This window comes from Psychrobacter vallis, assembly GCF_904846715.1.
GTDB lineage: Bacteria > Pseudomonadota > Gammaproteobacteria > Pseudomonadales > Moraxellaceae > Psychrobacter > Psychrobacter vallis.
On sequence record NZ_CAJHBU010000008.1, the window covers coordinates 119409 to 133551 of the forward strand.

Consider the following 14143-nt stretch of genomic DNA (forward strand, 5'->3'; position numbering starts at 1 on the left):
ACTGCTGATTTTTTAGATTAGCCAACTCATTTTCAGCGAAAACATTGAAAGTAAGTTGGTTAAAGCAATCTGCCACCTAAATGACAAATTGCTTATAAATACTGAAATTTATACCAATCGCCCATCGTTTAAGCTGTTTTGTCATCATTTGACTGATTGGCTTTCATCACTTGATTGGCCATTACGCCATTGATAATACCGCTCAATGTGTCTGACTTACCCGCTAGGCCATCAATGGCTTTACCGATCGACAGTGACTTAGCAAAGTTATCAAAGAAATGTGCTTCACCGCCCACGATATCGATTTTGGCTTTTTGTAGCGCCACTGCCAAGACTTCAGCATTTTCTTTGGCAATCTCTTTACCTGCTTCGATTGACGCCAGCGCTTCTTGCAAGGCCGTCTCAAGACTCATGCGGAACTCTTCGTGCTCGCGTGCTTCTTTGCTCATGCTACCCATGGCATTAAACTTCTCGACCAAACCATCTGCTTCGGCTTGGAAATGTGCACGAGTCACTTCGGCTTTTGCCAGTCCAACTTCACGTTCTGCCTTGGCATTTGACTCACCGCGAGCGGCAATAACCTGAGCATTTGCCATACCGACATCGCGCTCGGCTTGGGCATTAGATTCACCGCGAGCCGCGATAATTTCTGCGTCTACCATACCAATATCACGCTCAGCTTTTGCTTTAGAGGCGCCGCGAGCCGCGATAACTTCGGCATCAGCCATCCCTTTTTCGCGGTCTGTCTGAGCCTGAGCCTGTCCAGTCGCTTTAATAACATTGGCTCTAGCAATGCCTTCTTTTTCCAAAGAAACCGACTTGGCTTCTTGGATAGCCGCTTCAGCAAAGCCATGTGCAGACTCTTCGGCTTTGATACCTTCCGCCATCTTGATTTTGGCTTCTGACTCTTTAGCAGAGGCTTCAAGATTGGCAGTAGCAAGCGTGGTAATCTCGACGGCTTTATGCTTGGCTGACAACTCTTCTGCTTCTGCTTTTTTCACCTGACGTACTTTGATTTCTTCAGCGTCCGCTTCTGCTGCCAGTACGCGCGTTTGCTTAGAGCGTTCGGCTTCACTGACTTCGCGAACTTCTTTGATACGCTCTTCTTCTTGCGCCACGGTTTTGTCTACTGCGATTCGCTCACGAATGACGTTGGCGATTTCTTTTTTCTCAAGCTCAATTGCACGCTCTGCTTCGATACGTTGCAAGTCAACTTCACGCTCACGAGAGACGATTTCTAAATCACGAGCACGCGTCACTTTTTCTTCTTCGATGACCACGGCACGCAGACGATTTTGCCCAGCCACTTCGACTTCGCGTTGCTGATTTTCACGCTGAATCGCCAAGTCTTGCTCAACCATGATAACGGCAGTTTCTGACTTTTTACGCTCTTCTTCTTCAATCTTACGCGTTTCCGCGGTCTCACGCGCAATCACAGATGAGATTTCACGTTTTTGCTTGGCTTCAGCATCAGCTTGTTGACGCTCTAGCTCCAGCATCGCCTCTCTGGTTTCAACGTTCTTTTTCTTAACAGCCAGCTCTTCGTCACGCTCCAGCTCATTAGTGATAACGTTTTGAAAGGCGGTTAGCTGAGTAATCTTTTTGATACCTTCAGCATCTAAGATATTACTTGAGTCTAATGATGTCTTTGGCGTTTGCTCTAAGTAATCAATCGCCACATCTTCTAGGACATAACCGTTTAGATCGTTACCAATTTCTTGAACGATACTGTCACGGAACTGGCTGCGGTTTTCAAACAACTTGACAAAATCAATCTGTTTACCAACCGTTTTTAGCGCTTCTGAGAATTTTGCATTAAATAGCTCGTTGACCGCTACCTTGTCTGACGCTCTGTCTACGCCAACTGATTTGGCTACTTTTAGGACGTCTTCTTCGGTCTCATTGACACGCAAATAAAATGCCACCGTGATATCAGCACGCATATTATCGGCACAAATCAGTCCTTCTTTACCACGTCTGTCCACCTCTAGAGTGAGCAGCGAGATTCTCATGAGTTCTTTTTTGTTGATGACTGGCCACACAAAGCCACCATCAAAGCGTACAGCGATTTTGTTGACGCCGTTGATTATGAGCGCTGTGCCCTGATCCACCTTGATATAAAAGGCTTTGAGCATCAAAAGTGCTGCCATAATGAAAACAAACGCCAGCACCACAACCACGCCGACGATAATGAGTATGTCCATGTTCATTCCTTTAATTAAAACATTCTATAGTCAATCCTATATAAACCAGCTACGGTGTCAGGCTTGTTCAGCATACTATTTATAGTGCTCTCACTGGCCTTCCTTGTCTCTGAATTACCTTAAACCGACTATAACCAAATTTAAAACCGTTAATATTTTTTGCCAGTCGATTAGTTTTCTTTTTCTTATTTGATCGCGGTTGATTTGCGCTAAAAGTAATTATAAAAACCATCAGGGTTGAATTATTAGGGCGTGTTATTTCTCTTTAACAGGTGTTACGCGATAGGTATTGGCCTCATCCAAATACTCTACCAACACCACTTTATCGCCTTGTTTTAGCGAGTTGTCATTGATGTCTGATCGAATTTTGAGTATCAATCCTGCACCGCCATCACTCAGCACTGCTTCACCATGTTTGTCGGTCACACTGAGCGTGCGTACCACAGCGACTTTACCCACATTATTAGACGAATTACGTTTGGGAATTTTGGCTATGTTTTTGCGAATGGGTGAAATGATCATTCCTGTCAGCCACATGGATACGACCAATACAAAAATAAGCGCTCCTGTGCCAAAGACATAATATAAAATACCCGAGTCAAAATTCTGATGTAGAAAACTGGTATATAAGTAGCTTAACAACCAACCAATTAAACTAACTAAGCTTAGTATGATGATTAAAGGCACGCCATAAAGACCAAATTTGAGCATGAGACCTGTAAAAAAGCCAGCTGAGGATAAGTCAGCAACTTCCCCTCCTGACTCCCCAAGCTCTACGGTGTCCATATCTGCCATACCGAGTAAAGACACCACCCAATATAAGGTGACGAACATCACAAGCCCCGTAAAAATAATCGTGGGGTATAAACTGATTTTAGTGATAAATACTAAAAAAGATTCCTGCATGGCACGCTCCTTTTGTTCATCTAACTGGCTATCTTTATGACTCGGCAATACCACTTGGTAGGATACAACTTGAAGTGATTGGGCTTTACCCTAATTGGCTTAAACCATTTTGACACCTTATCTCTTTAACCAAGCAACCCCAAAAACTTAGGGCTATAGAATCAACTTATGTTTCTTTATGGATGATTATATATACATTCCCTTACATAATACATAGGTTTTACCATTAACGTCCCCAGACGGGTGAGCGCACGACTCCACCAGCCTGACTGCTAATGGCATAGCTGGTGTTAACAGACAAAGAGTGAATAACCAAACTGCCGCCACTTTGTCCGCTTACGCGTGAGGTGCGCGTTGGATAAATCGCATATTGCCCTGAGGGTGACAGTCGTACTGGCTCATCCAGTCCAGTTTCTGCCAGATTGACAATCTGCCCTGTGGCAAGCGTCATGACCGCAGCCTTGCGACCGTTAAGATATCCCATACGCTGACCGTCCAAACTAAGCTGAGGACTGGCCGCATAACTGCCTGTGGATAGGAGTGCGGCATTACCAGTATCAAAATGATAACGATAAATGCTGGGACGACCTGCGCGGACTTTGTCACTGGTATAAACGAAGCTTTTGCCATCAGCGGCATAGCTCGGTTGTACTTCGGTACTGGGTAAAGTTGTGAGCTGTTTGGTACTGCCATCGCTCAGATGCATCTCATAAATATCGGCATTGCCACCCACAGTGGAGCTGTAAAGCAGTTTTTGTCCATCGGGTGAGAATGAGGCCGACAGATTACTGCCCTCAGCATTGACGATTAAATGACGCGCATTGCTTTTGCGGTCATAAATATAAATCATAGGATGCTCACGCGAGGCTTGTTTACTATAAGCAAGCATCTGCCCATCTGCTGACCACGCTGGCGCATAGATATAACCATTTAATTGATCTATCAGTTGGCGGTCGCTACCATCAGGACGGATGCTATAAAGCGTCGATATCTTTGCAGCGCCGACGCCTTGCTCCTCCACATACGCGATATGTCCTTGACGATCCGGTACGGACATTTGAGCCGTCAGCGGATTACTGATAGGACTGGTCGGCTTTTTAATTTCAGCACTAGACAGTGTCTGGCAGCCAGTGAGAGCCGTCAATACAGCGATTGTCGTAGCGCCTTTTATCGTGATTCTATTCGTAAGTGGTTTTGACATAATGGTTTTAAACATAAAGTAGTATCCAATAAAATCTCTAAAGTATGACAGCAGCATTACTCTAGTGTAGCCTAAACTAAATCAAACTTTGGATAAAAAAAGGCCCCACTTATTAGTGAGGCCTTATCAAATCTAACCAGAATGTCTATATCGCTTTACTCAATCACCAAGTTATTTGGCAATGGCTTTAAAATACGCCACTTGGCTGTCATTTTTGATGGTCAAAATAGGCGTGTTATTAGCATTTTTATTGAGACTGTATTTACCTTGTACGGTTGCCAATGTCGCCGTATCAAAGCTTGCCTGCGGCTCAGGGCATGCCATCATGGTGCTGATGCCATTGGCAATCTGTACGTTACCATTCACCACACTGTATTCAGCGCCCATGTTATTACAAGTATTGATAAAGCTGACACGGTTACTGCCATTATCGGTGAAGAAGCTTAGCGTTAAGGGCTTAGCAGGATTAAAGAAAAGCTGGCTAACTTTATCACCGTTGGTGCGTTTGGCATCAACAAGCTGCCAGTTATATGTTTGTAGAATATCAGAAGTCACTGGCTGCGTCACGGGAGCCGTCACATTGGGGATAGTTTGGCAGCCAGCCGCAAGCGTACCGACAGCAAGGGTTGTTGCCATCATCATTTTAGTCATATTTTTCATCTTAATTCCTCTATTATTTTATTTAGGGCGTGTCCTAGTATAAAAAACTGGCATATTTTTATGCAGAATGGCTTCTATTATTATGATTTGTTTATTGTTTTATTCATATACCTAAACAATATGGCTATTATGCACAGCACTTGTCTTACTGTCATTATAGGTTGGGTGTATGATTGCGATATGATTTGTTTTACTTTATGATTTTTTGCTAATGGGCATTGCGAGACAGTGCATTTGCTGCTAACTGATTTTTGGGATAAAATTTTCGACGCTTTAGTTGAGATTGGCCGCTTCTTGTTGTTGTAGCGCTGCATACCCTGCCAGACGTTTGCGTTCGCTGTCATTAAATAACTGCTGTTCGATTTGCTCAATCTGAGCTTGAACTTGTGTACTGTCCGTCTGTTGGCTCAAAAGGCGCTGTTTTTGTGTTTCATATTGAGTAAAACGCTGGTCAAAATCGGCATCTTCTTGATCTACTTGGGCAAGCCTTGCTGCTGCTGGCGCACCTACCAGCTCACGGCGCATACTATATAAGGCTTCAGGCGTTGCGCCTTTGGCTTTCATCTGTTCTGTACGATTTATCAATTCATTTAAATTGGCTTGCTGCTCGATATTGGCTTTGGCGGTATTGTCTGGCATACGGCTGACATAGTCTTGTCTTGCGGCTTGTTTTTGACTGTCAGACATTTGCTCGTTTTGCCCAATTCTGATCATTTCCATACTATATTCATCGTATTCATCTTCAGCGCCAAAAAAAGCTGTGATGGTTGGTTTTTCAAAATACTGCTGACGCAAATTGGCGACGTCTTGCTTTTGCTGAGTGACGACGCTCAAATCCAGCGCGCCGTTTTTGGTCGCTTGTAGCTGAAGATTGCCATAGCGCTTCTCTATCTCTGGAAGCGCTTTTAAATAGGCAATATATTGCTTAAATATGGTAACTGCTTGACTGGCGGCAGGCTCTGGCGTGTGGTGGCGAATGTAACTGTCGACACGCGCTGATATTGCAGCTTCGTCCTCCTCTCCGAGTGCCGATAAAAAATAATCAAACAGCCGCCGTAAGCCTTCGGTGACGACCAGTTGTTTATTTTCATCAATAATAATTTCACCATCCACCTCTGCCCCTTGTAAAGATTGCGGCAAATCCTCTAAACCTGTGGTAAGTCTGGTAAAGTTTTGGGTATCAGAGGCTTGGATGGCTTTATCAGCACCAGATAGGATAGGGACTGAGCCACCCGCTTTATTATTAAAGGCAAGAGAGAGAGGAATGGCTTGCGCCAAATTCTTACCAGCGCTGGGTTTGAACCACAGGATAATCGCCACCGTGACTATGATTACCATAGCGATGATAGCGATTGATAAATAAGCGGAACGGCGACCATTTGACATAAGTGAGAGTTCTTATTTTATCAGTCAGTTTAGAGATTTGCGTTTTTGAGGCGATTGACCTGAGTGCGATAGATAGACTTTGGCTCAGACTCTCCCCATGCGGTCAAACCTAACACTTGATCGGCAGAATCTAAGTGATTCATTCGATAGTTGTCACGAATCACATAGCCAAGGCGACTGGAACAGGCAGAGACCAAACCATCATTAGACTCACCTACGAACGGGACGCCTGTTGCTGCCAATAGATAGTCGCTAGGATCGAGTGCGCTAGTGAGTTGCCCAACCCCACTAAATGAGTAATATTTAATGCCATTAACATTGGTATTCGCGGGCTGACCACAATACGATCTTGGCATCGCTGCTGGAAACTTTGCATTAAAATTCGCAGCGCCACTTGTTGATAACGCGACGAGTGCTTGCCAGCCATCTTGCTGTTGTATCTGATTAAAACTGATACCCGAGCCAATGTCGGTAAAGCCTCCAATTAAATTAAACACGCCTGATACCAACTCTGTCGTGACGTTTGACGGACTGCCTGATGTGTTATTTGGCTCAAGCGTATTTTTGACAAAATCTGCCGTTTTTGAGCCTTGTTCTGGGCTGGATACCGCTGTGACTGAGGCGACATATTTTGGTGCCACGCCAGCGACATAACGAATATCTATACCGCCTTGACTGTGCCCGAATAAATTGACTTTAGCTTTGCCTGAAATGGCCGTGATGGTTTTGACTTGTTGCAGCAGCTGCTCACCGCGAACCTCGCTGTTATTGACGGCAGAGGTTTTGGTGGTGTACACCTCTGAGCCACCTTTTATCAATTCACCCGGAATGCCATTAAAGTAATCAATGACCCCAAATAGCTTGGTGAAACCGCCGAGTCCATGCGCCATAACGACAGGATATTGGGTTTTTGTATAGCTAGAAGTAAAGTATTTGCTATCGACTAGCGTGCAGCCGTTAGCATTGGCACAATTATAATATTGGCCTGCCGCTTGCGCAGAGGTGGTTTGTATCGTGAGCAATAAGACACCTGCGCCAATGCCACCAAGTGATGGTAAAAATAGGTTTGGCTTTAGTGCCGTGCAGAGATAGGTTTTGATAGTCATCGCAACGTCCTTGTTGTCATTAAGTTTGATCTTCCTTACCTTGCCTATGTACTCACAAAAGCGGTAAAGATGGTTGCTAATTCCTTTAGCAACTAAATTTACAATACTTATATAATTTGCAACATTCAACCAATTTTCGCAAATATGAATATATTAGTATGACTAATGAGTCATATAAGCGTTCACCACGTTGTAAAGTAATTATTATTAATAATAATGATAGGTTCGCTATCACTTAACGTCAAAGTGTCACCCGTACGTTTATGGTATAATTCATCCACAATAAACCCATAATTATAAGACAGACAATGATGAATAAAAAATCTCTTATCCAATCCGCCGACGCCATAGAAAAAATGCGCGTGGCCGGTAAACTTGCCAGCGATGTTTTGGTGATGCTCGACGAACACGTTAGAGTAGGCATCAGTACCGAAGCACTGAATCAAATTGCTCATGACTATATCGTGAATGTGCAGCAAGCCATTCCTGCGCCGCTTAACTATAATGGTTTCCCAAAATCCATTTGTACCTCAATCAATCACGTGGTTTGTCATGGTATCCCAACTGAGAGCAAGCTGTTAAAAGATGGCGATATTATCAATATCGATGTCACGGTGATTAAAGACGGCTACTATGGTGACACCTCAAAAATGTGGATCGTTGGCAATGCTTCTATCATGGCACAGCGTATCTGCAAAGTGGCTCAAGAAGCGCTGTATGCTGGTATGAGCGTGGTAAAAAACGGCGCACGTCTAGGCGATGTCGGTGCTGCTATTCAAGCAGTGGTCGAACCTGAACGCTTTAGTATCGTGCGCGAGTTTTGTGGTCATGGCATCAGCAATGAATTTCACCATGAGCCACAAGTCATGCACTACGGCAAAAAAGGCACAGGATTTGAGCTAAAAACTGGCATGACTTTTACCATCGAGCCTATGATTAACCAAGGCACGTGGCAGACGAAGATTTTGCCCGATGAATGGACTGCGATTACCAAGGACCGTAAGTTGTCTGCTCAGTGGGAGCACACCATGGTGGTGACCGACAATGGCTGTGAAGTATTTACTACCCGCCCTGAAGAAGATTTGAGTTTTTTGACTCAGTAATGTCACAAAAGATCGCCTAGGCGGTCTTTTTTTTGGCTTATTATTTTTTGGCTGATAATTAAGCCATCTTGAGTATTGTACTGACAGGCTTTTTATCTTTATACTCTGATGAGCTTATACTTTTTATTGATGGCTGTTATCAGCTATCCGTCAGCTATCCGTACGCGGGTTGTCCTAGACATTTTAGCTTGACCGATTTACTTATACATTCATAACTGGATAACACTCATGTTTACTTGTGATGTCGCCTCTATTGATCTGACGCCCTTACCTTTATTGTTGCTATCAAATGATGTGGCGGCAGACGCACCTGTGTCAGCAGACACCAATGCGCCAGAAAAGTCGCTACTGGGTATTCCTGAGTGGCTGGCACAAATCAATGACGATATCAGTCGCGCACTTGAACGTGGGGTCAATATCCGCCAATTGGTCGCGGCACGTGCCTGCGCTATCGATAGCTTGCTCATTGCTTTGTTTAATTGGTTTGAGTTAGACAAGACAGATTTGGCATTATTTGCTACTGGTGGCTATGGTCGTGGTGAGCTGTCGCTGTATTCAGATATCGATATTTTGCTGCTCTCTCCTGATGAGATTGACAGCGACACTAGTGGCAAAATTGATCGTTTGGTGGCACTACTCTGGGATATAGGGCTAGAGCCTGCCCTCTCGGTGCGTAGCGTCAGTGATGCGTTGGAAGCGGTACTTGACCACACCATTGCCAGTGCCCAGTTAGAAGCTCGGCTACTGATCGGTAATGCAGATTTACAAGAAGTGCCTATTCAAATTGTCAATAAGCAGTGGTCACCGCGTGCCTTTTTCGATGTAAAAATCGAAGAAGCCAGAGTACGTTACTTGCAGCACAATGCCACAGAGTACAATCTTGAGCCAAATATCAAAACAGCTCCCGGTGGCCTGCGAGACATTCATATCGTGGGTTGGGTGACCAAACGCTATTTTCGCGTTAGCAAGCTTTATGATCTCGTCCAACAAAACTTTTTGACCGAAAAAGAATTTGATGATCTGAGCTTTGCAGAAGGCTACTTATGGCAAATACGTCATTATTTGCATGTATTAACGGGCCGTAATGAAAACAAGCTACTGTTCGATTATCAACGTGAGATTGCTCAATTGATGGGCTATGAGACCCAGCCAGATGACGAACCCAATGCGGCGGTTGAGCGTTTTATGCGCGATTATTATCGCTGTGCCATGCGGATATCGACGTTGTCTGAGATGCTGATCAATCACTATTATGAGACGATTATAGAGCCGCAGCTGCCAGATGAGGAACGCCCCAAAAAGCAGCCAATCAATGCCCGCTTTAATCAAGTCGGTGACCAAATCGCCATATCGCATCACAGGGTCTTTGCCCAGCATCCTGAATCAATTTTGGAGATGTTTTTGCTGATGGGTCAATACGGTATCAAAAACGTCCGTACGCATACCTTACGCGCCCTAAAAGTCGCCGCCCGCGGTATTGATCAGGTTTATCGTGATAACCCCACTCACCAAGCACTGTTTTTGGCCAACTTAAAAGAACAAAATTATCTCTTTCATCGCTTACGTACCATGAACCGCTGTGGCGTGTTAGGCAACTACGTTCCTGCGTTTGCTCAAGTCACAGGTCTCATGCAGTACGATTTGTTTCACCGTTATACGGTAGATGCGCATACGTTGTTTTTGATTCGCATTTTGCACCGTTTTACTGATCCACGTTTTTATGAAGACTTCCCACTGGTCAGCTCTATCTTTCAACGTATCGAGCGCAAAGAAATCTTAGTACTGGCCGCCATGTTTCATGACATTGCCAAAGGTCGCGGCGGCAATCATAGTGAGCTTGGGCAAACGGAATCGGTTGATTTCTGTTTGGCTCATGGCATGAGTTTGGCAGATGCCAACTTAGTCGGCTGGCTAACCCGCTATCATTTATTGATGTCACTGACTGCCCAGAAAAAAGACATATCAGACCCAGAAGTCGTCACCGTTTTTGCCAACTTAATCGGCAACGTTACCCACCTCAATCATCTGTACGTATTGACTGTCGCAGACATGAACGCCACCAACCCACAGTTGTGGAACAGTTGGCGCGCCACACTCATGAAACAACTATACTCACAAACTCGGCGCATTTTGCGCGCTGATATCGATGCGCCCACCAATCGCCAAGACATGATTAGCGCCACACGGCAACAAGCTCTGGTGATGTTAGACAAGGTTGATAACCAGCATATGAATCGCGATGAAGTATTGCGACTATGGGACGATCTGGGCGATGAATACTTTTTGCGCGAGATTGCTGAGGATATCTTATGGCACACCGAAGCGATCTTGAATCATCCACCGATTGGGCTTGCCTCCAATGCAGACAGCCCGCCATTGGTTGTACTGCGTGAGCATCGAGAGCTGGCGCTTGATGCCGTACAGGTTTTTGTGTATACCCAAGATCAGACAAATCTGTTTGCCGTTACCATGGCAGTATTTGACCAGATGAACCTCGATGTTTTAGATGCTCGCATCATTACGGCCACTCGTGATTTTGCATTGGACTCTTATGTATTGCTAGATCCTAGTGGCACGCTATTGGTTGATGAAGACAGTCAGCAAGAGCTGAAACAGCGCTTGATTGATGCTTTTAAAGACCCGACCGTGCTAAAACTCACCAATAAACGTATGCCGCGCCAGCTTAAGCATTTTGAAGTGACCACAGTGATTAATTTTGAGTTTAATGATGCTTCAGATCAGCATATTATGAGCTTAGAAACGCTGGATCAACCGGGGCTATTGGCACGAGTGGGACAAGTATTTTTGCAGGAACAAATCGAGGTACATGCTGCTCGTATTACTACTTTGGGCGAGCGTGCAGAGGATATGTTTTATATCAGTGACCAAAATGATGAGCCCCTATCTGCCGACCGGCTTGAAACATTGAAGTCCGCATTGACTGCGAGTTTGAGTGTGCAAAAAGATACTCGTGTGACTTAATTGATATTACGGGTAAAATATAACAAGTCACTATAGATAGCATTATTCGGGCATGTGGAGCATGCCCTACCGTTAACGAACCAAACTGATGCTTCAATATGGGTTAGCAGGCGATATTTTCGTGTTCGTTCTGTCTCTATAGTAGCAGCAAGCCGTTTATAACGTGCTTTTATATATCATCTCGCTGGCATGTTCATCAAGCTCATCGTCAGCAAGATCTGGTGGCAAAATTTTGGCATCGATCTGCTGTTCCCCTAACACGAGGCGTCCCGCATCGACTTCTTTCTGTAATAAGCAATGTAACGTGGCAAGATGAAAGCGACCGTCAAAATACTCATGCAACTGTCTTAAAGAAATGGGTGAGTTAACATGGACATCTGGATACAAGCTGTCTTCTGCTAAAATAGCCATCTCATTAAATGTCTCTTCGCGCACCATTTCATCTTTGTCAATTTTGCGTTGTAAGGTACTTGCCGTTCGTCCTTTGGCCGCCAACATAAAGATAAAAATCACGGTCTGCAAAACAAATAAGGCAAAGTAATGCCACAAAGTTAGTGAGATATCTAACACATTATTGAGCAACATCAGCACCATAGCCACGACTACATAACCGACCAATTGCCACAGCAACCACATCATTAAACTGTTTTCGCCATACCAAACTATTTTTCGTTCTTTCTGGGTAATCAGTTGCTGGCGAGCCTGCCACCAGCATTGTTCCCGCTGTTCCAATAGTTCGTACAATTTCGTACGTTGTTGGCTATTATCAACGTGGGCATTTCTGATAGTTTTCGCACGACTATTTTCATTATGGATATCTTCGACAATATTAATATCTTCTACATTACTATTTTCATTATGGATATCTTCAGTTCTTAACATACTTGGCATATCAAATCATCCTTACAATACTCTATTATTAGGGCTGACAGCGATATTTTTTATCGTTATAAGTTACCAATTTATAGGCTTTATTTAACGTTTTTGCGCACTTCCAAATCCATCTTCTCTCAATCAATGAGGGTGGTTCACTGTTCTGCCGTAGCAACATAAGAAGAAAAGGACAAAAAACAAGAGAAGTGCTACACTGCTCAAATGTAATTTTTCTTTATAACTTTATTATTAATTGTCTATTATAGTTACCACACTTATGAATCACAACTTAACGCATTTGCACCCTTACCCCTTTGCCAAGATGGCAGCATTGCTTGCCAATAGCACGCCAATCAAAGGCTACAACGAAATTAAGCTGGGGATTGGAGAGCCAAAACATGAGCCGCCAGCCTTTGTACTGGACGTACTACACGAAAACTTGGACAAAATAAGTCATTATCCAACCACCAATGGGATGTTCGAGCTGCGTCAAACCATTGCGCACTGGCTTGAAAAGCGATTTTATCTCAATCACGTCGATGCCAATACGCAAGTCCTACCCGTCATGGGCACGCGCGAAGCCATTTTTAGTCTGGTGCAGGCGGTTATTGACCATAAAGACGCTGCCTCTGAGAATCATCAAAAATCTTCAAGTAAGCAAATGCAACCGCCAACGATTGTCATGCCCAATCCGTTTTATCAAATATACGAAGGCGCCGCGATACTCGCACAAGCGACCCCTTATTTTGTGCCTTGTAGCATCGACAATGACTTTAAAGGTAACTACCGTGCTGTCCCAAGAGAGGTCTGGACTCGCACACAGTTATTGTTTGTCTGTAGCCCCAACAATCCGACAGGCTCTGTCATGACTATGGAGGATTGGGAGCATCTGATTCGTCTGTCAGATCAATACGGTTTTGTCATTGCGAGTGATGAGTGTTATAGCGAGCTGTATTTTGATACCGCGCCCATTGGCTTACTGCAAGCCTGTGCGGCTCTTGGTCGACATGATTTTCATAACTGTATCGTATTTCACTCTTTATCCAAACGCTCAAACTTGCCCGGTTTGCGCTCAGGGTTTGTGGCAGGTGATGCGCAGATTTTGCAGGCTTATTTGCAATATCGCACCTATCAAGGCTGTGCGATGCCGATACCGCATCAGCTCGCTTCTATCGCGGCGTGGCAAGATGAAAAGCACGTGGAACACAATCGTCAGCTTTATCAAGAAAAATTTGCGTTATGGATGTCTGAGCTTGGTGAGCTGTTAGAGCTGCGTATGCCTGAAGCTGGGTTTTACTTTTGGATAAAAGCCCCTGATCAGTTCGATGGTGATGATGAGCTATTTGTCAAAGCGCTCTATGAGCAGGCCAACATTCACGCCTTAGCCGGACGCTATTTGTCCCGTGACATTAATGGCTACAATCCTGGGCAAGGTTATGTCCGTATTGCGTTGGTCGCTAGTGTCGATGAAAGCCGTGAGGCGATTGATCGTATTCGTACATTGCTGGGTGCATAAGCAGTCGCTTTACACGCGTAAAATTTCAAAAAAACACCAGCCTCTAATAACCATAATATAAATATGGTTATTAGAGGCTTTTTGTTTGGATAATGCTATAGTGAATAGCGCTATAGTCGATCCATTCTAAAATCGTTATCGTTCTGCGGGTATGGATTTTATGAAGCATCTGTCACGCTTGCGAACAGCCAGCGAGGAAAATTTAT

At 44.4% G+C, this 14143-nt stretch carries 10 protein-coding genes; 3 read left to right on the top strand and 7 right to left on the bottom strand.

Going from position 1 to position 14143, the window contains the following annotated elements:
* Nucleotides 1-128: 128 nt before the first annotated feature.
* The 6 genes from JMY02_RS07215 to JMY02_RS07240 form a co-directional block, all read right to left on the bottom strand.
* Nucleotides 129-2204 carry a flotillin family protein gene (locus tag JMY02_RS07215; protein WP_201596641.1) on the bottom strand — a complete coding sequence of 692 codons (2076 nt, stop codon included), beginning with the start codon at nucleotides 2202-2204 and terminating at the stop codon, nucleotides 129-131.
* Nucleotides 2205-2459: 255 nt separating this feature from the next.
* Nucleotides 2460-3110 carry a hypothetical protein gene (locus tag JMY02_RS07220; protein WP_201596643.1) on the bottom strand — a complete coding sequence of 217 codons (651 nt, stop codon included), beginning with the start codon at nucleotides 3108-3110 and terminating at the stop codon, nucleotides 2460-2462.
* Nucleotides 3111-3336: 226 nt separating this feature from the next.
* Nucleotides 3337-4326: a PD40 domain-containing protein gene (locus JMY02_RS07225; protein WP_201596645.1), complete on the bottom strand. Its 990-nt coding sequence runs from the start codon at nucleotides 4324-4326 to the stop codon at nucleotides 3337-3339.
* Nucleotides 4327-4482: 156 nt separating this feature from the next.
* On the bottom strand, nucleotides 4483-4971 hold the full coding sequence (locus tag JMY02_RS07230) for an META domain-containing protein (RefSeq protein WP_201596647.1): 489 nt from the start codon (nucleotides 4969-4971) through the stop codon (nucleotides 4483-4485).
* A gap of 273 nt (nucleotides 4972-5244) precedes the next feature.
* Complete coding sequence (locus tag JMY02_RS07235) at nucleotides 5245-6357, bottom strand: lipase secretion chaperone (protein WP_201596649.1); 1113 nt, start codon at nucleotides 6355-6357, stop codon at nucleotides 5245-5247.
* Between the two features lie 29 nt (nucleotides 6358-6386).
* A complete protein-coding gene (locus JMY02_RS07240; protein WP_201596651.1) occupies nucleotides 6387-7463 on the bottom strand; it encodes an esterase/lipase family protein in 1077 nt (358 codons plus the stop codon).
* A 308-nt stretch (nucleotides 7464-7771) separates the two neighbouring features.
* On the opposite strand from JMY02_RS07240, the gene map reads away from it, so the two are divergent.
* Both map and glnD read left to right on the top strand, forming a co-directional pair.
* Nucleotides 7772-8566, top strand: coding sequence for a type I methionyl aminopeptidase (gene map / locus JMY02_RS07245; protein WP_201596653.1), 795 nt, complete (start codon nucleotides 7772-7774; stop codon nucleotides 8564-8566).
* Between the two features lie 228 nt (nucleotides 8567-8794).
* Nucleotides 8795-11548, top strand: a complete 2754-nt coding sequence (gene glnD, locus JMY02_RS07250) for a [protein-PII] uridylyltransferase (protein ID WP_201596655.1) — start codon at nucleotides 8795-8797, stop codon at nucleotides 11546-11548.
* A gap of 156 nt (nucleotides 11549-11704) precedes the next feature.
* Here glnD and JMY02_RS07255 read toward each other — a convergent pair whose 3' ends face one another.
* Nucleotides 11705-12439 carry a hypothetical protein gene (locus tag JMY02_RS07255; RefSeq protein ID WP_227678439.1) on the bottom strand — a complete coding sequence of 245 codons (735 nt, stop codon included), beginning with the start codon at nucleotides 12437-12439 and terminating at the stop codon, nucleotides 11705-11707.
* 259 nt (nucleotides 12440-12698) lie between these two features.
* On the opposite strand from JMY02_RS07255, the gene dapC reads away from it, so the two are divergent.
* A complete protein-coding gene (gene dapC, locus JMY02_RS07260) occupies nucleotides 12699-13937 on the top strand; it encodes a succinyldiaminopimelate transaminase (protein WP_201596657.1) in 1239 nt (412 codons plus the stop codon).
* Nucleotides 13938-14143: the final 206 nt, after the last annotated feature.